Origin of the sequence: Zobellia nedashkovskayae, assembly GCF_015330125.1 — a bacterium.
GTDB classification, from domain to species: domain Bacteria; phylum Bacteroidota; class Bacteroidia; order Flavobacteriales; family Flavobacteriaceae; genus Zobellia; species Zobellia nedashkovskayae.
In genome coordinates this window covers 2,058,344-2,076,571 of sequence record NZ_JADDXR010000002.1, presented here as the reverse complement: position 1 = coordinate 2,076,571, position 18,228 = coordinate 2,058,344, and the positions used below count along the sequence as shown (strand labels likewise).

The following is an 18,228-nucleotide window of genomic DNA, read 5'->3' as shown; positions in this document are numbered from 1 at the left end:
TACATGAGAAACGACATTCAACATATTTCCTTTAAGAAAACGGCAGATAAATCAATTGCCGAACAAGGCAAAACGGATTTAGAACACCTGAATTTTGCTGCTGGGATACCTCCGTTTTTACGTGGGCCTTACAGCACTATGTATGTGCAGCGCCCATGGACCATACGCCAATATGCGGGGTTTTCTACTGCTGAAGAGAGTAATGCTTTTTACCGAAGAAACTTAAAAGGAGGCCAAAAAGGTCTCTCTATTGCTTTTGACCTACCAACACACCGTGGTTATGATAGTGACCATGAACGAGTACCAGGCGATGTAGGCAAGGCCGGTGTGGCTATAGATTCTGTAGAGGACATGAAAATTCTTTTTGATGAAATTCCTCTGGATAAAATGTCCGTTTCTATGACCATGAACGGAGCGGTACTCCCTATTATGGCGTTTTATATTGTTGCTGCAGAAGAACAGGACGTATCGCTTAAAGAATTGACTGGAACCATTCAGAATGATATTCTAAAAGAGTTTATGGTGCGTAACACCTATATCTACCCTCCTGCGCCTTCCATGGATATCATTTCCGATATTTTTAGATATACCAGTAAACACATGCCAAAATTCAACAGTATTAGCATATCTGGTTATCACATGCACGAAGCGGGTGCTTCGGCAGAACTAGAACTGGCGTATACCTTGGCAGACGGACTTGAATATATTAGAACTGGTTTAAAAGCCGGACTTGATATTGATAGCTTTGCGCCACGTCTTTCTTTCTTTTGGGGTATTGGCATGAATCACTTTACAGAAATTGCCAAACTACGTGCTGGTCGCCTTTTATGGGCCAAGTTGGTCAAGCAATTTAATCCAAAGAATAAGAAATCAATGTCCCTCCGTACGCATTGTCAGACTAGTGGCTGGAGCCTTACTGCACAAGACCCGTTCAATAATGTGGCACGTACAACCATAGAAGCACTTTCTGCCGTACTGGGTGGAACTCAAAGTTTACACACAAACGCATTAGATGAAGCCATAGCGTTACCCACAGACTTTTCTGCACGGATAGCCAGAAACACGCAATTATTCCTCAAAGAAGAAACAAAAGTCACCAAAACAGTAGACCCTTGGGCCGGTAGTTTTTATGTGGAAAAGCTAACAGAAAACCTTACTCATAAAGCATGGAAACTTATAGAGGAAGTTGAGGAAATGGGAGGTATGACCAAAGCTATAGAAGCTGGTATACCCAAATTACGAATTGAAGAAACGGCAGCAAAAAAACAGGCTAGAATAGATAGCTGCCAAGATACCGTTGTAGGTGTGAATAAATATCAGACAGAAGAAGATGATGGCCTTCAAATCCTAGAAGTAGATAATAATGCCGTACGTAAAAAGCAGTTGGAGCGTCTAGCGACAATAAAACAAAATCGTGATTCCAAGAAGGTAGCAGAAGCTCTTAGTAAACTTACCGATGCAGCCCATCAAAAAATGGTAGCATCAAAGGACACCACAGCTAAACCATCTCCTTCAGATGAAAATTTATTAGCTTTAGCAGTAGAAGCTGCAAGACATAGGGCTACTCTGGGAGAAATCAGTAGTGCCTTAGAGATTGTCTTTGGCAGGTACAAAGCAAACATTCAATCCATTTCAGGGGTGTATTCAAAAGAAATAAAAGAAGACGAAAGTTTTAAGAAGGCATGTAGGCTTTCAGACCAATTTGCAGAATTAGATGGGAGACGACCCCGTATTCTAATTGCTAAAATGGGACAAGACGGGCATGACCGAGGCGCCAAAGTTATTGCTACAGGCTATGCCGATCTAGGTTTTGATGTTGATATAGGACCACTTTTCCAAACTCCCGCAGAAGTAGCTAAACAAGCTGTAGAGAACGATGTGCACGTTCTTGGAGTTTCCTCTTTGGCTGGGGGCCATAAAACGCTAGTGCCCGAAGTTATCTCAGAGTTAAAGAAATATGGTCGTGATGATATTATGGTCGTAGTAGGAGGTGTTATCCCAAAGCAAGACTATCCTTTTTTGTTTAAAAGTGGCGCAATTGCTGTATTTGGCCCAGGTACAAAGATTACCGAGGCTGCCATTCTCGTTCTAGAAATCTTAATTAACGATGAGTAATCCCAAGCGTTAAAGTAAGTACTTTATTATTTCCCTTTCCGTGTATTGAATACAAACAATGATATTTTATTGTAATAAAACTTACAGAATTATTTGTTTTTGTAATAATAATACTACAAATTTAACATATCTTAAACTATCCTTTCTAGGATTTTAGATTAAATTTAAAGCTATCCTTTCACTTTAAGGAGAATTTTAGACTTACGAAATATTTAAATCGGGGTTTTATTTAGAACAGCATACATAATGGGGAAAAAACTAATAATCACATCCACTATACTCTTCATGATTACGTGTGTGATTATTTGGAATCTCTCTGTTCAACGCATAAAACTTTACCATAAAAATATTACCCTCGTTGAGGAGATAACCGAAAAGAACAAACTTAAAGATGCGGAAACACGCCTATTGGAGCTATATACTATTAGCAAGAAAAATGTAGTCTTTCTTAGAGATTTAATAGAACTAGACCTTAAAACAGGCATCCCACTAGCCATTACTCACAAAAAACTAGCCTATTTCCTTAATGCCGACCCTAATTATTTTCAAGCCAGGTATATAGATTTAAGAGGCATGGAGGTTATACGAGTGGAAAACAAGGACAGTACCGTAGCTAAAACTTATCAATATAAAGGAGACAGAAATTATTTTATAAAAACATTACACTTGAACAAAGGCGATGTTTTTGTTTCCAATATGGATCTCAACATTGAACATGACAAAGTTGAGGTACCACATAGACCCACCGTACGCTTTTTTACTCCAATATATATTGACAATGTGTTACAAGGCGTTGTAGGTCTTAACCTAAACGCCAAGAATTGGCTTGATAGTTTCAAAGGACAAAAAACCACTTTTCTAAACTCCAAAAATGAGGTTTTCTACAGTGGCGGAGACGAAAAACTATACGCACCATCTAAAACTGACCTTACTAAAAAAGACCGTTTTGGCAATGCTCATTACTACCAAAGAAAGATAAGTCTAGAAGGTAACCAAAACTGGACCCTCTTTACAGAACCTAATATTGTTTCCATTCAGAATCAATTAACAGAATACAAAACATCTACCTATAGCACTGCAGTTATTCTTACAATTGGGGTTATGCTATTCCTGAGTATTATTTATTCGCTCTATAAAAAAAATCAATATATAAATTCATTAAACAAAACTATACGAGATAGACTAAATGAACGCAATACTCTTTTAAAGGAAATACATCATAGGGTAAAAAACAATTTACAGGTCATAACAAGCCTCTTAAGTTTACAATCTAGTTTTATAAAAGACGATAAAATAAAAGGCCTTTTTAGATATAGCCAATACCGTATAAACTCTATGGCCATCATTCACGAGATGTTGTATAAATCCAAAGACTTAAGTAAAATAAACTATGGAGACTACGCACGGCGCTTGGCTTCTACCCTAATTTCTTCCATGAAAGGGACGAATAAAAAAATTGATTTAAAAGTGGAGGCAGATGAAATTCATTTAAATCTGGATACCTCCGTGCCCCTTGGGCTCATGGTGAATGAAATTATCACAAATTCTTTAAAATACGGATTCAAAAATATAGATGAAGGACTAATTACCGTCAAGTTTGAAAAATTACAATACCCAAATTTCTTAATGTACATAGGAGATAATGGTAGCGGTTTCTCTGATGAAATAGATTTTAGAAATACCAAATCATTAGGTCTAAAATTGATTCACATGCTAACATTGCAACTAAAAGGAAACATAGAAAAAGATAATACCGAAAGCGGTACACACTATATATTAACGTTTCAAGAAATTGAACAGATATCATAATACTATGAAACTAAAAGTCCTAATAGTAGAAGACAACCTGATTATTCAAATGTTCTTAGAGCACATCATTACCAATGCAGGTAAAACTAAAGTTAAAACTGCTGATAATGGCGAAGATGCCCTAAACATGATAGAACAATATATGCCAGATGTGGTTCTTCTGGACATTGGTCTTTCTGGAGCACTAAATGGTATTGAGACGGCTATGATATTAAAAGAAAAATATAAAACCCCTTTCGTATACATAACTGGAAATTCAGATTACACCACCTTAGAAAATGCAAAAAACACGGAACCTCTTCACATTCTCAGAAAACCTATTGATGAGTACGAACTCAACAAGGAATTTGAAATCATAAGGCAAAAACTATTAAAAGCAAAACTGGAAAATTCTAAATAATTTTAGTTACCGGAAAAAAACTTTCTTTTTTCGCACTGCAAACACTTTCAAACCTAGCGTTCTAAGTTTGCTGAGTTTCTTTTTTTAAATAAAAAGTATATTTTTTGAACTTTTGTGGGTTATTTTTCTAAGAAAATAAACTATCTTTGCACCGCTTTAAAAATGGTGGCATAGCTCAGCTGGATAGAGCACCTGCCTTCTAAGCAGGCGGTCCTAGGTTCGAATCCTAGTGCCATCACTTTAAATAAGTAACCACGCCCCTTTTGGCGTGGTTCTTTGTTTTATGGAAAGATGCAAGACCAACGGTCTTGTAATCTTGGAATAAACCGAAGAACCAGAGCGATAGCTCGTGGTTTATAATTTGCAACATTGAGCCGCCTAGGAAAACCAGAGGTAATCCTAGTGCCATCACTAAAGCTAAAAGGCTTCCAATTTCTTGGAAGCCTTTTTTTATGTCTTTAAATCAGGTCAATTTTAATGGCATAGATTGCAAGCGTTTACCGGTCAACCTTCTTACGCCATTGGCAATTGCCGCTCCAATAATATCTCAAAAATTAAATAGGGGAAGAGTAAAATGTGCAGAGCTTACATTATACGATGCATAAATAATATTTTTTTATTTTACGCTGGAGGGTAGGAATTGAGTTTTTCTTGTTCCACGACTTTAATAATCCTATCATATTTAGAAAATATACAACCTGGTCTATAGTCTATGTATTTTGATATATCCAAATCACCTCGCAACCATGCAAGGTATATAGCAGGTATGTTTACACCGGCCTCGTGCGAAAAGGGATATCCTCCACCAAACCTAGGGTTCATTTCCAAGAAATAAATTTCATTATCCACAACAAAAAAATCACAGTCCATAATTCCAATATGCTTTGTAGACTCTCCCAATTTTTGGGCTATTTCTAAAAATTTATTATCTATGACAGTTATGGCCTTATCGGTTTCTCCTGCACGCATAGCCAACTTTTTTCTTACGAATGCGCTATAGTAATTTCCATTGAAATCATTGAGTATATCCACACCATACTCTTGACCAACTATTTTTTCTTGAAAAATTATCGTATCAACAAAATCATCATCGTGCATATTGGCTATAACCGACCTCTTAATTTTGATTAAAAGCAACTTATAAGCATAGTACAATTCTTCTTCACTACGGACTTCCTCTATACCTATAGAACCAGAGCCCCACCTAGGCTTTAATATAATTGGATAACTCAAAATTTTCTTAGATAAGGCTTCCACTACATCCTCTATCTTTAGAAACGAAAGAGGTGTCTTTATGCTCAAGTCTTTGAAAAAATTATAAGTTTGCCATTTGTCCGCACAGAAGGATATAATGTTTGCTTCGGAAACAACAACCTTGGCCCTATGCGCTTCCAAGAGCTCTTTATTTTCGGACATTAAAAGCAGCTCAAGATCGTTTAGAGGAATAACTAAATCAACATTATAATCTCTTATGACATTATTGAGAACGCTCAAATAATCAGGGTGATATAGAGATGGCATCTTAATTGCTACATCGCCAGCAGCAAGCGCAGGGGCTGTATAATCAGAATCTACAACGATAATTTTACCATTGCCGCCAATTTCTTTTTTGAAATAATCTATCAAATAATTTCTTCTGCCAGCGCAGGTAAATAAAATATTCATAATCTAGTTTTATTTAATACGAAGTTTGGGAATAAAGGGGATGTTTCCGTATATGGAATTCCCCAAAAGAGTTTGATTAATCTAGATTATACTACACTACGTCAAAATTAAACAAGAGTGAAAAAATAAAAATTTTTATTACTAAAGCGTCAATTACTAAATCCTTCTAAATTAAATATTTAGCTAAATTTATTGTAAAAAAAATAAGCCAAAAAAAATAGTCTACACCCTATTATTCTATAGAACTATGTTTTACTTTATCACTTCTATACTCATCTAAACTATCAGGCCCATCGGAAAATTCAACAACCGAACTATCAAAAACTTTGACCAAAGTCTTTAAAAGAATTTTACAGTCAAATAAAAAGCTCATTTTCTCTGTGTACGCTGCATCAAGTTCCAATCTAAGGTCCCAAGATATGCCGTTTCTACCAGAAACTTGGGCAAGACCGGTAATACCAGGTTTTACATCATGCCTCAAATTTTCTCTAGATGAATAATAAGGCAAATACCTTACTCGCAAGGGTCTTGGCCCAACCAAACTCATATCTCCTTTTAGAACATTTATGAGTTGAGGAATTTCATCTAACGATGTTTTTCGCATTAATGCACCTATACGGGTAAGTCTTTTATCATCAGGTAAAAGTTCTCCCTTTAAGTTTTTTTCATCTGACATTGTTTTAAACTTAATTATATAGAAAACCTCCTCCTTCTTTCCGGGTCTGGGTTGATAAAACAAAGGCTCTTGATTCTTACCAAACTTTAAAATACAATATATTACAATAAAGATTAGCGAAAGCAAAACTAACGCAGTAAGAGCAACGCAAAAGTCGAAGAAGGGTTTAATAAAGGTTTTATACATTATTATATTGGATGGGTATTATCATTTAAAATTATCGTCTTAACTCTTAATAAATTAACGCATTTCAATTAAAAATTACTCTTTACATCAGTTACCTTTTTGATAATTATTTATAATTAATCTTCTTTTACCAGATGCAAGCTGTTTTATTTCTTCAACATAAACTATTTCTATGCTTGCATCAGTTCCTAAAAAGGTCTTGAAGTGATTAATAATTATCTCTTCACTTTTCAGACGATTTTCTGTCACCAGCTTTATACGATATTTTGCCCGGTCTTCTTGAACAAATTGAAATTGTTTTATATCAGGATACGATTCCAAGTGATGAATGTTGTAACCGGATATTACAAGACCTTGAGTATTATAAATAATATCCATTTTCCTACCCTCAACCCTTAAAAAAACAGGAGATCCTTTGAAGAAGCCACCATCTTGGGTCATTATGGCAAAATCACCTGTATCATATCGAATAAAAGGGGTGCAATAGTTGAATAAATCAGTAACCACTACCCTACCCAATTCCCCATACTCCACTGGAATATCTTTTTCAGGATGAAGAATTTCAATAAAATAGCTAGCCCAGTTTATCTGTAAACTGTTATTTATTTTAGAGAGTTGTAGTGATAAAATACCATTTTCTTGGTTCGAGTAACGTAAGTACACGTTTGTATTGAAATACTTTATGAGTTTGTCTCTTGTATCATCGCTTAAACCTTCTGCCATGGCAATTATAGATGAAATATTAGTTTCAATAGGTTTTGCACTTACACGCTCAAGATAATTGCAGATTTCCCGCAAGGCTGATGAATAACTTAAAAGCACCTTAGTTGAGGTATCTTTTCTTAGGGTTGTTATAAGTTTTTCTAAATAATTATCAGAGAAATCCGCTACGTTGACCATCTCTATATTGCGCATTCTTCGCGTCAAGTTATTCAACCGATATTTTTCTAACCATTGACGGATATAGTACAGGCGATATCCAATCTTGAAGCCTACTATGCCTTGAAGATAAATAGTATCCGCTCGGTTTCTGATTACTTTATTGCTATTTTGATATACCATGAACGGAGTGCCAGAAGACCCACTAGTAGAAACTTTCTGTTTAGATTTATCTATGTATTCTATAGACTGAAAAGCATCAAAATTGTCCCGGATAATACACTTATCTATTACAGGAAAATCCTCAAGATTCTCAAGGTTTTTATACTCTTTGTAAAACTCCGTAGTATCAGAAGCATGATTTAAAAGCTGTTTTAGAAGATTCGCCCTTCTTTTCTGGGACTCCGGCGTATCATAATTTTCCAATATTTGGGCAATATCCCTATAATGCGCAATAAGTTTACCTCTTTTAAGAGCATCTAATGACCAAAAGATTTTATTTCGGAGTTTCTCGGCAAGCTGCTTCATGATACGTACAATTCCCTGTAATTTTGTAGTTTGAAATATAGGGTTTAAACATTCTAAAAATTAACAAAATCTCTTCTAAAAACTTTAAACGATAGAAATTTAAACTAGGTCAATTTTAATGGCATAGATTGCAGCCGTTTCCCAGTCAATCTGCGTACCGCATTGGCTATCGCAGCTCCTATTGGGCCCAATGGTGGTTCACCAACGGCACCTGGTGTATCTTTACCTTGCAACAATACCACATCAATTTCTCTTGGAGCGTGTTTCATTAAAGCCATTTCATAAGGACCATAAATAGTTGGTGTTAACGAACCATCTACTACTTTCATTTGTTCGAAAAGAACCGCGCTCATTCCCATAATCACACAGCCTTCGCATTGCGCTCTTATTTGGTCTGGGTTTACCGCCAAACCAGGATCTAATACCACAGTTACTTTATGCACGCGTATATTATTATCCTCCACAGAAACCTCAACTACATGCGCACATGGTGTTCCCGCATCTACGGAAGCTGCAAAACCCATTGCTCTCCCATTTTTAACTTCCTCTGAATACCCAGCTTTTTCACCTGCCGTACGCATAACCTCCTTTAACCGTTTCCCAGCCTCATCATCATTAACATGTGCCAAACGGAATTCAATAGCATCCTTACCTGCTTTTAAAGCCATCTCATCAACAAAGCTTTCAATTGCAAAGGTATTAGCCAATAAGCCTAAACTACGCCACCAACTCGTTGCAAAAGGCAAATCTACATGCCAATACACCGAACGATGATTAGGTACTCCCGTATATTGAATAAATGCGCCTCTAATAGCACCTACATCTGCCCCTAAAATAGTAGGAACCACATTTGGCAGCAATGCTGAATTATTACCCACATCACCACTCACAAAATGGTGTTCAAGACCGCTTAACAGTCCTTTTTCATTTAAACTCCCTTTAAGAATATGATGGGTTGGCGGGCGAAACATATCATGTTGAAACTCTTCTTCCCTACTAAAAATATATTTTACCGGTTTCCCAACTGCTTTGGACATTACTGCCGCTTGTACGGCATGTGGCGTATGCAGTCGTCTTCCAAAACCACCGCCTAGATATGTTGGTATTACATTCACCTCTTCTACATCCCACCCTAAGCGGGAGGAAACTTCCTTACGGGTTATACCAACTACCTGAGTAGATATCATAATAGTAGCCTTAGATGCTTCAACGTAAGCGACAACACCGTTAGGTTCTATTTGTGCGTGTGCACCAATAGGACTCCTAAATTCCATCTGTACCTTATCATCACCTTCTAATGCAGCACCTTGTTTTTGAATTATGCTAGAGGTACCATTTCCCACTGTCATCATTGCTACAATCTCATCTTGCTGTAAATTGTCTGGGGTTTCCCATACCACCTCAATAGCCTGTTTGGCATTTTCCGCTTCCATATAAGATTCAGCAACTACACCTACAAAATCATCCTCACTAACAACCTTCACCACTCCGGGCATTTTTTCGGCCTTATCCGTTGTAGCACTTATAAACTTCGCCCCTATTTTTGAAGGCCTCACTACTGCCCCGTACAACATATTAGGCATTTCAGCATCCAGCCCAAACATGGGCGCGCCGTATACTTTATCCGCTAAATCTACTCTTGGCAATGGCTTTCCTACAAAGCGATAACTACTAATGTCCTTAAGAATTGGTTTTTTAGGAATCGTCCAGTCGGTTACTCCTTCTGAGATTTCGACATAAGTGAGGCTTTCGCCATTTGCAGAAACAACACCATCTTTTACCGAAAGCTGAGAAATGGAAACTCCTAATTTATTTGCAGCTTCAATCTTCATCATTTCACGAAAGGTTGCCGCTAATTCACGAAGCGGTTGCCACAATCCAGAAATGGAAGTACTACCCCCTGTGCTAAATTGATCAATATTGCCCGTATCCGTAGTAGCATGAACTACTTTTACATTCTCAAACGGAACATCTAATTCATCTGCAGCCATTTGGGCTATACCCGTAAAGGTACCCTGACCCATTTCTACTTTTGGAGAATGCAGAATAACTACATTATCCTTTCCAAGTTCAAACCACAACATAGGATTATCTGTACTGCCCAAGTATTCTATATCCATTGAATTCACCTTCTTCAAGATGGTTCTTCTAATAGGGTTTCTGAATAAATACGTACCTACGGCAAGTACTCCTAAGGTTCCAAAACCACCACGGACTAAAAATTTTCGTCTTGATAACTTCTTACGCTTCTTTTCTGAGGATTCATTATCTGCCATCACTAAGCTTTTGTTGGTTCGTTCATTGCATTAATAGCATTTTGTTTATCCGCAGCCTTATGGATGGCTTTCCGCATTCTATAATATGTGCCGCATCTACAAACATTTATAATATTATTATCGATATCCTCGTCTGTAGGGTTCGGAATTTTATTCAATAGCGCTGCAGTGGCCATCATAAATCCAGGTTGGCAATACCCACACTGAGGCACTATTTCTTCTAGCCAAGCTTGCTGGACAGGATGCGGATTCTCTGCATCTCCTAAACCTTCAATAGTTGTGACTTCTTTTCCTTCTGCGAATTTCACCGGATAAGAACACGAACGGACTGCCTCTCCGTCTATATGAAGCGTGCAAGCTCCACAGGCGGCTTTACCACAACCAAACTTAGTCCCTTTTAGCCCAAGTATATCACGAATAACCCAAAGCAAAGGGGTGTATTCGTCAGTAAGTTCAATAGCATGAGATTGACCATTGACTATCATTGAAATTTTCATAGTTGACTTTTTTCTATTATTTGGATGGTATGGTGTGACCACTTTCAAACCACGCTTCTACCGCACTGATAAATTCTTCTTTGGATACCGGTGGAAGTTCACGAGGCTCACCTTTAATATTAGCACCAGGCCCCCAGGCCCAAAGTACCAAGTCATCTTCCGTTAAGTGTTTAAGAATTTCCTCGGGAGAACGGCCACCATTACGTTCACCATCCATCATGGATTGTGCGATTTCAAATCTATCAAGCCCTTGCCAGCGCATAGAATGTGGAGCCAGAGACCAATGTGGCGCGCCTGGAGCGCCTGAATACGGATTGTTTTCAGATTGATGACAGGTAGCACATTTAGTAGCTTCAAAACCCACATTATCGTCTCCTCTAGCAATATCAAAGTAATGAGGATGGCTTTCTTCTCCCTGCTTTGGAATATTATCGCTCGGGTGGCAGTTTAAACAACGTGGATGCGTAAGCACGTCCATCATTTTATGGAAGGCAACATCTGATTTTTTTTCGTTTTCTTGTGCATTAACAGGTGCGGAAGTATACGCTGTTTCTATAGGAATATAGATTGAAGCCAATACAAACCCTGCCATCAAAAGAAAGAAAATTAGAAGGTAGTTTTTTATTTTCATAGCTGGAGTAGGCATTTGCCTATACCTATAAAGTTACTGATTAATTAAAGAAGTCAAAATTACCAAGCAGCGTTACCCTAAAAGTGTCTTAATGGCCAACCATGCCATGAGTCCACCACCTATTTCCAAGGCAGATTCATCTATATTGAAAGTAGGTGTATGCAACCCAGATTCAATATTTTTATCAACATTACCAACACCTAACATATAGAAACAGGCCGGATTGGCTTGCGTGTAGTATGCAAAGTCTTCCGCAGCCATCCATTGGTCCAATTCCTCCACATTTTCCGAACCCAAATAATCCTTTGCATAAATTCTTAAGTCCTCTGTTAAAGCAGTATCATTTTTTAAATGCGGGTACCCATGATTGATTTTAAGTTCACAGCTACCTCCCATTGCCTCTGCCATGGTAGTGACCAATTTGTGCAACTTTTCTAAAGCTATTTTCCGCCATTCTTCATCCAGAGTTCTGAACGTTCCTTCAATAGAAACCTCATCAGGAATAACATTGATGGCGCCATTGGCGATTACCTTACCAAAAGAAAGTACGGAAGGCGTTTTTGGATCTGCCATACGACTGACCAATTGTTGAGCGGCAACAATAATATGGGAAGTTATTAAAACTGGGTCTATTATTTTTTCGGGCATAGCGGCATGACCTCCTTTACCTTTGACGGTCAAAAAAAGTTCATCCATACTGGCCATAAATTTTCCTGAACGAAAACCTACCTTACCAACGGGAATATCTGGCCGTACATGTTGCCCCACATGGGGAATGGTTCCTAAAGCGATATACGCTTTTTCCTTCATGACGCTAATAGCTCCACCCGGACTAAGTTCTTCCGCTGGTTGAAATAGCAATTTTACACTACCAGAAAAATTACCTTTTAATTCTACTAAAATTTTAGCGCAGAGCAATAGAGAAGCACTGTGTGCATCATGCCCACAGGCATGCATGACTCCCTCTTTTTTGGAAGCATACGCTATATCATTCTGCTCCTGTATTGGTAATGCATCAATGTCTGAGCGTAAAAGAACCGTTTTACCTTTCTTGTTTCCGTTAATTGTAGCTAAAATCCCTGTTTCTGCAACAGATTCTATATCTGTTATCCCAAGTGACATTAACTGTTCTTTGAGGTATGCACACGTATTGTATTCTTGAAAAGATAATTCTGGGTTTTCGTGCAGATGCCTTCGAACGGCTACAAATTCAGGAGCATATTGTGTGGCAAGACTTTTAATTTTTCGGTAATCATCCATAAAAAAAGAAGGTTTAAAGTCTACTAGCTACCAAAATTGTGATTTAAAAAACTAGTATTCTAATTCTTTGAAAAGACCAAATCAAAATTAACGGTAACCTCATCTCCAACAATAATCTGACCGAACATTGCACTGGGCGGCTCCATCCCATAATCTTGTAACACTAGCTTCTTTTGTCCAGAAATCTTAAGATTTTCAGAGGCATTTTCCATTGTTATTGGGATTTCTACTGTTTTCTCTACGCCTGCAATATTTAACGAACCAACAAAAATAGACTTGTCCTTTATCTCGGTAAGTTTAAAAGTAACCTTTGGATGTTTCTCTTTCTTTAGCGCATCGTACATCTTTTGATCCATTGTTTCGCCCCGCTCACTTTTAATATCCGCAACGGCTACCTCTAAATCTATTTGCTTTGGCGCTGTTCCATCATAATTTAGTGTTGCCGCTACCGTGTTAGCAGTTACGACCCATTCATGCACCGTGGAAGAACCACTTATAGTCAGTTTACTGGTATCCGATAGGGAATAGTTATCCTGTGCTTTCCCTATATAGGTGAAAGCAATTAGAAATAATAATAGCGCTATATTTTTCATATTATCTAAATAGCCCAACTAACTGTTGGCGTTATCAATTTGATTTAAAATTGCCATAAGACCAATTACTATTCGTCCAAAACGGTTTTCCAGAACTTTTTCTGTTCTTCTGAGCTGGGTTGAACTTTAGGGCTCACTAATCTAAAACCTACATAATTGGAATCTGTAAACCACCAAAAGCTTTTTGGAATCTGTGGATCACGTTTTTGTTGCTTTAAACTTGATCCCGTTCTAGCGGAAGAACGTAATTTATCTGCATCATCATCCCACGAGCCTCCTCTAAAAGACCTTGGGTGAATTACCGCTGGTGTCACCCACGGATTCTTGTTTTCCGTTGTAGCATATGCATCTTCCTTATATTCGTCTAAGGTCCACTCTGCAGCATTACCGTGCATATCATACAAACCCCAAGGATTTGGTTTCTTAGAGCCTACTTTAGCATATTTATTTTCTGAATTTTTATAATATACTGCATACGCATCTATTTCAGAAACATCATCTCCAAAACTATAAGCACTATCCGTACCCGCTTTTGCAGCATACTCCCACTCAGCTTCTGTAGGTAATCGGTAAAATTTTCCTGTTACGGTACTCAGCCATTTACAATAGACCAAAGCGGAATATGCAGACATGCTAACCGCAGGAAAACCATCTTTCCCCATTCCATAAGAAGGATCTTCATACGGTGGGCTAGGACGTGTAATGGCGTCTATTTTTATAACTCGGTCGTTATCTAACTTAACGAAAAGTTCTTTGTTCTGTTTAAAGAAAAGTTCAAACAAATCCCAAGTTAATTCATGTTTAGCCATATAAAAGGCATCTAACTCCACATCTTTCTGTGGTCCTTCATCTGCTTTCCTATTGACTTCCGTTTCAGGGCTACCCATTTTAAAAGTTCCTTCAGGAATTAAAACCATATCAAAACTATTGTCGGTTTCAGGAACCGTTTCCGTATAACCGTTCGAAACGTCAGTAGATGCTTCCAAAGGTGTTTTTTTGGCTACTATTTCTTTGGTTGTATCAGCAACGGTTTTCTCTACAGTAGTAACTGATTGTGAAGATTTACAAGATTGGAACACCACCCCAAAGATACAGGCAGCTAAGGTAATTTTGGTTAACTGGGTTTTCATTTAAATAATGCTTTTGCTAAAAATAGTTTTTTTTATTTACAATAAGCAGACTCAACCTTCTTAAAACTACCTTATTTTCAACCCCACAACAACACCTACATCTTTTGTTTAAAAAAGCCACAATAGCAACGACAGCGTTACTTCAGAGATATTAACACTCTAGGGGAATCGTCTAAAATAGCGTATATTTGAAGGAACACTACAAAAATTGAAAGATGAAAAAATTTAAATTTCTAGCCCTTGCCCTATTCATATCTGCAGGCGTTTTAGCACAGAAGGAAAATACAAAAGACTTAGATAAATTTACAGAGCTTAAAGTATATGACCGGATAGTTGTTAGCCTTATTAAAAGCAACGAAAACAAAATTGTTATTACCGGCGATGACAAGGATGAGATAAGTATCTCTAACAAAGATGGTCTCTTAAAAATTAAAATGGAGTTCGGTAATTTTTTAGACGGAGACGAGGCTAAAGCCACCTTATATTACACTGAAGACCTCACTCTAATTGATTCAAACGAGAATGCAAAAATAAAATCTGATGAAACCGTTGAAGGTGATCGCGTTGAAATCAAAACCCAAGAAGGCGGGAAAATCGACTTAAAAATAAACTTTAAAGACCTTTACGCGAAATCTGTGTCTGGTGGAGAAGTAACCCTTACCGGTTCTGCTACAAAGCAAGAAGTCATGGTGAACACCGGAGGTAAAATTTATAACAAACAACTAGACACCAAAGAAACTACAGTGGTGGTTAACGCTGGAGGAAGAGCAGACGTGAACGCCTCAGACAAAGTAGTAGCCAAGGTACGTGCCGGTGGATCTATCTACATTTACGGAAAGCCTAGAAGTATTGAAAAAGATAAAGTCTTTGGAGGAAAAATTAAGGAGATGGATTAAGCTTACTGCTCTATATCACGAGCTTCAAAAGCGACCAGTTCGTTATCTTGAAATTGCGGGGTCACTTCTATAGGATTACAACATACCTCGCAATCCTCAACATAGGTTTGGCTTGAGATTGAAGGATCTATTAACATAGATATTTCTTCCCAGCAATATGGACATTGAAAAAAATGTTCGTACATAATTAAATCTTAAAGCTGAACCTGTTTTTTGTTTCTAGAGGATTCATAAATAGCGTTTATTAGCGCAACGGACTTCCTTGCTTCTTCCCCATTTACCATTGGTTTCTTGTTATATCGAATTGCCTCTACCATATCCTGAAGTACAATTTTATGGTTTTGATGCCCTATTGCAGTCGGGTCAGCTGCTCCGCTTCCTAACGATTCAGTGCTTAACTTAGGTGTCTCCTCATCTCTAATATTCCATGAAGTTATTTTACCTCCTTCCATAATGATGCTTCCCTTTTCTCCATACACCTCAACGCGCTCTGGATATCCAGGATATAAGGCCGTTCCAGCAGTAATAGTGCCTATTGCCCCATTTTTATAATTTATAAGTGCTGCTCCAACATCCTCCCCTTCTATTAAATGAACCCTAGTTTGGACATTAGCAAAGACCGATACTGCTGGACCCATTAGATTCATTAACAGGTCTACAGTATGAATACCTTGATTTATAAAAGCCGCACCACCGTCTAATTTTATTGTACCCCGCCAATTACTTTTTGAATAATAAGCCTCCGACCTGTACCAATTGATACTGGCGTTGCCCATAAGTAACTTACCTAGCTTTCCAGATTTCACAGCTTTTTCTACCTTTCTATAATCTGTACTACACCTATTTTGAAGCACGCATCCTAAAAGGACCCTTTGTTTATCACATAAGGCTATTAACGCATCTATTTTCTCTGTTGTTACTTCTAGAGGCTTTTCACTTAAAACATGCTTGTTAGCCATAGCAGCAGCCTCTATTGCTTCGCTATGTTTTCCGCTTTCATTACAGATGCAAACTAAATCTATTTCCGGAAGTGCTAGAAAAGAACCGTAATCACTGTAGACTGGCAAACCGAATTCAGCTTTAACCTGCTCTACCCTATCTGTAGATTTTGTACAGAGCCCAACAATCCGGACTCCATCCATCTCAGAAAGACATTTTATATAGGTGTGTACTATTGAACCTGTTCCGATGATTCCAACGCCAATATTAGCCATATGATAGTTCTATTTTTACAGAAACTATACTACGAAGAAATTATATGAATGACAAAGAATCACCCATTAAGAACAATCGTTCAATTCAAATTTTTAAATTGATTTTTCTTAGAACTCTACATTCAATAGTTGTCCCGTAAGCTGCAATAATTGAAGTTCTGCCAACTTGGCATCGTACTTGGCCAAATTCTTGTTGGTCTGGGCGTTCAAAAGGTTTATTTGAGCTTGACGAAATTCAATAGACGTAATCCTACCCAATTGAAACTGCTCTTTTGATCTTTCAAAATTGTTTTCATTGGTGAGTACGTTCTGTTCTTGAATCTGATAAATAGTCAATAGATTTTCATAGCTAGCCAAAGCATTAAGAATATCCCTATCCACCTCTATTGCAACTTGCTCTTGCATCAGTTCTTGATTCTCATAGGCAATTTTAGAATTACGTACCAAAGTGGTGGTGGTTCCTCCGTCAAAAAGGTTCCACGTAAGACTAGCTCCCAAACCTAAAGTTAGACTAGATCTATTACTACCAGGAATAACCTGCCCTGGCAAGAACGAATTAGGTGCACTTTGGTTCAAATTCCAACCATACGACCCCGTAAGACCAATTGTTGGTAAGTAGCCAGAACTATTTACCTTAATATCGTATTCATTAATAGCCAAATTACGCTCCGTCTGCAGTATGGTTACGTTATTTTCTTTAGCCTGACCTATGAGTTCATCTAATTGCAACCTAGGCACAAAACGAACAATAGTATCTACCTGAAACTTCTCACTAAGGCTTTGGTTAACTATTACATTTAAATCTCGCTTGGTATTTGCCAGTTGTTGTTTTGTATTCAATAAGTTAATGCTGTCATTAGTAACATCTACCTGTGCGTTTAAAATATCTAGCTTGGTATTCTGACCATATTCAAAAGAATATTCAGCTCTAGTAATACGGTCTGTAGAAATTGCAAGCGCCTCTTTAAATACATTTTCATTCTCGGTAAGTCTAGCTACTTCAAAATATATGCTGAATAACTGCAACAAGGTATTCTCTATAGTTTCCCTGGCCTGAAGCTCTGTAAGTTGATACTGCTCTTTTAGCCTTTTGTAATTATACAACCTACCTAAACCATCAAACAACGTATAATCCAGACTTAACCCTCCGTTGAACGACTGCGACTCCGCATGATCAATTTCTAGGTCTTCCCTAGGTGTCCCGTCCGTATTAAATTGGTCCGGGTAAGCAGTAGTACTGTTCAACTCACTATAATTGGCACCGGCCGTTCCTGTCAAACTAGGTAAATAACCTGAATTGAGCACCCCTTGATTGTTATCGGCAATTTTCACTTGATTACCAGCTACTTTTATTCCAAAGTTATTTTCTAAAGTCAAACGAACTGCCTCTTCTTTTGAAAGACGTTTTTCTTGCGCCGAAATCCCTACCGTGATAAAAAGAAAAATAAAGGCGGCTATAAATTGTTTAATCAT

At 37.7% G+C, this 18,228-nt stretch carries 16 protein-coding genes and 1 tRNA gene; 5 read left to right on the top strand and 12 right to left on the bottom strand.

Translation table 11 applies throughout. The features are described from left to right. Window positions 1-3 precede the first annotated feature (3 nt). The 4 genes from scpA (at window position 4) to IWB64_RS08720 (ending at window position 4,562) form a co-directional block, all read left to right on the top strand. Window positions 4-2,115, top strand: coding sequence for a methylmalonyl-CoA mutase (gene scpA, locus IWB64_RS08735; RefSeq protein ID WP_194533651.1), 2,112 nt, complete (start codon window positions 4-6; stop codon window positions 2,113-2,115). A 246-nt stretch (window positions 2,116-2,361) separates the two neighbouring features. Next, entirely contained in the window at window positions 2,362-3,924 is a 1,563-nt protein-coding gene (locus IWB64_RS08730; RefSeq protein ID WP_194533650.1) for a sensor histidine kinase, read from the top strand. A gap of 4 nt (window positions 3,925-3,928) precedes the next feature. Beyond that, entirely contained in the window at window positions 3,929-4,324 is a 396-nt protein-coding gene (locus IWB64_RS08725) for a response regulator (protein ID WP_194533649.1), read from the top strand. A gap of 164 nt (window positions 4,325-4,488) precedes the next feature. Next, window positions 4,489-4,562 (top strand) — tRNA-Arg (locus IWB64_RS08720). Window positions 4,563-4,945: 383 nt separating this feature from the next. On the opposite strand, the gene IWB64_RS08715 is transcribed toward IWB64_RS08720, so the two are convergent. The 9 genes from IWB64_RS08715 to IWB64_RS08675 form a co-directional block, all read right to left on the bottom strand. Continuing rightward, window positions 4,946-5,989 carry an ATP-grasp domain-containing protein gene (locus IWB64_RS08715; RefSeq protein ID WP_194533648.1) on the bottom strand — a complete coding sequence of 348 codons (1,044 nt, stop codon included), beginning with the start codon at window positions 5,987-5,989 and terminating at the stop codon, window positions 4,946-4,948. A gap of 232 nt (window positions 5,990-6,221) precedes the next feature. Continuing rightward, a complete protein-coding gene (locus tag IWB64_RS08710; RefSeq protein ID WP_194533647.1) occupies window positions 6,222-6,851 on the bottom strand; it encodes a sugar transferase in 630 nt (209 codons plus the stop codon). A gap of 87 nt (window positions 6,852-6,938) precedes the next feature. Continuing rightward, window positions 6,939-8,258, bottom strand: coding sequence for a phenylacetate--CoA ligase family protein (locus tag IWB64_RS08705; protein ID WP_194533646.1), 1,320 nt, complete (start codon window positions 8,256-8,258; stop codon window positions 6,939-6,941). Window positions 8,259-8,362: 104 nt separating this feature from the next. Then, the gene (locus IWB64_RS08700) at window positions 8,363-10,534 is read right to left on the bottom strand and encodes a xanthine dehydrogenase family protein molybdopterin-binding subunit (protein WP_194533645.1); all 2,172 of its coding nucleotides are present in this window, start codon (window positions 10,532-10,534) and stop codon (window positions 8,363-8,365) included. 2 nt (window positions 10,535-10,536) lie between these two features. Then, window positions 10,537-11,031, bottom strand: coding sequence for a (2Fe-2S)-binding protein (locus tag IWB64_RS08695; RefSeq protein WP_194533644.1), 495 nt, complete (start codon window positions 11,029-11,031; stop codon window positions 10,537-10,539). 16 nt (window positions 11,032-11,047) lie between these two features. Next, the gene (locus tag IWB64_RS08690) at window positions 11,048-11,662 is read right to left on the bottom strand and encodes a hypothetical protein (RefSeq protein WP_194533643.1); all 615 of its coding nucleotides are present in this window, start codon (window positions 11,660-11,662) and stop codon (window positions 11,048-11,050) included. Window positions 11,663-11,734: 72 nt separating this feature from the next. Beyond that, a complete protein-coding gene (locus IWB64_RS08685) occupies window positions 11,735-12,922 on the bottom strand; it encodes a M20 metallopeptidase family protein (protein ID WP_194533642.1) in 1,188 nt (395 codons plus the stop codon). Between the two features lie 59 nt (window positions 12,923-12,981). Continuing rightward, entirely contained in the window at window positions 12,982-13,515 is a 534-nt protein-coding gene (locus IWB64_RS08680; protein ID WP_194533641.1) for a YceI family protein, read from the bottom strand. 68 nt (window positions 13,516-13,583) lie between these two features. Continuing rightward, window positions 13,584-14,645 (bottom strand): formylglycine-generating enzyme family protein, encoded by a 1,062-nt coding sequence (locus tag IWB64_RS08675; RefSeq protein ID WP_194533640.1) that lies wholly within the window; start codon window positions 14,643-14,645, stop codon window positions 13,584-13,586. A 215-nt stretch (window positions 14,646-14,860) separates the two neighbouring features. Here IWB64_RS08675 and IWB64_RS08670 point away from each other — a divergent pair, with 215 nt between their 5' ends. Next, the gene (locus IWB64_RS08670; protein WP_194533639.1) at window positions 14,861-15,541 is read left to right on the top strand and encodes a head GIN domain-containing protein; all 681 of its coding nucleotides are present in this window, start codon (window positions 14,861-14,863) and stop codon (window positions 15,539-15,541) included. Window positions 15,542-15,543: 2 nt separating this feature from the next. On the opposite strand, the gene IWB64_RS08665 is transcribed toward IWB64_RS08670, so the two are convergent. The 3 genes from IWB64_RS08665 to IWB64_RS08655 form a co-directional block, all read right to left on the bottom strand. Further along, window positions 15,544-15,726 (bottom strand): CPXCG motif-containing cysteine-rich protein, encoded by a 183-nt coding sequence (locus IWB64_RS08665; protein ID WP_194533638.1) that lies wholly within the window; start codon window positions 15,724-15,726, stop codon window positions 15,544-15,546. Window positions 15,727-15,735: 9 nt separating this feature from the next. Continuing rightward, window positions 15,736-16,755: a Gfo/Idh/MocA family protein gene (locus tag IWB64_RS08660; protein ID WP_194533637.1), complete on the bottom strand. Its 1,020-nt coding sequence runs from the start codon at window positions 16,753-16,755 to the stop codon at window positions 15,736-15,738. A 108-nt stretch (window positions 16,756-16,863) separates the two neighbouring features. Then, a complete protein-coding gene (locus IWB64_RS08655) occupies window positions 16,864-18,228 on the bottom strand; it encodes a TolC family protein (RefSeq protein ID WP_194533636.1) in 1,365 nt (454 codons plus the stop codon).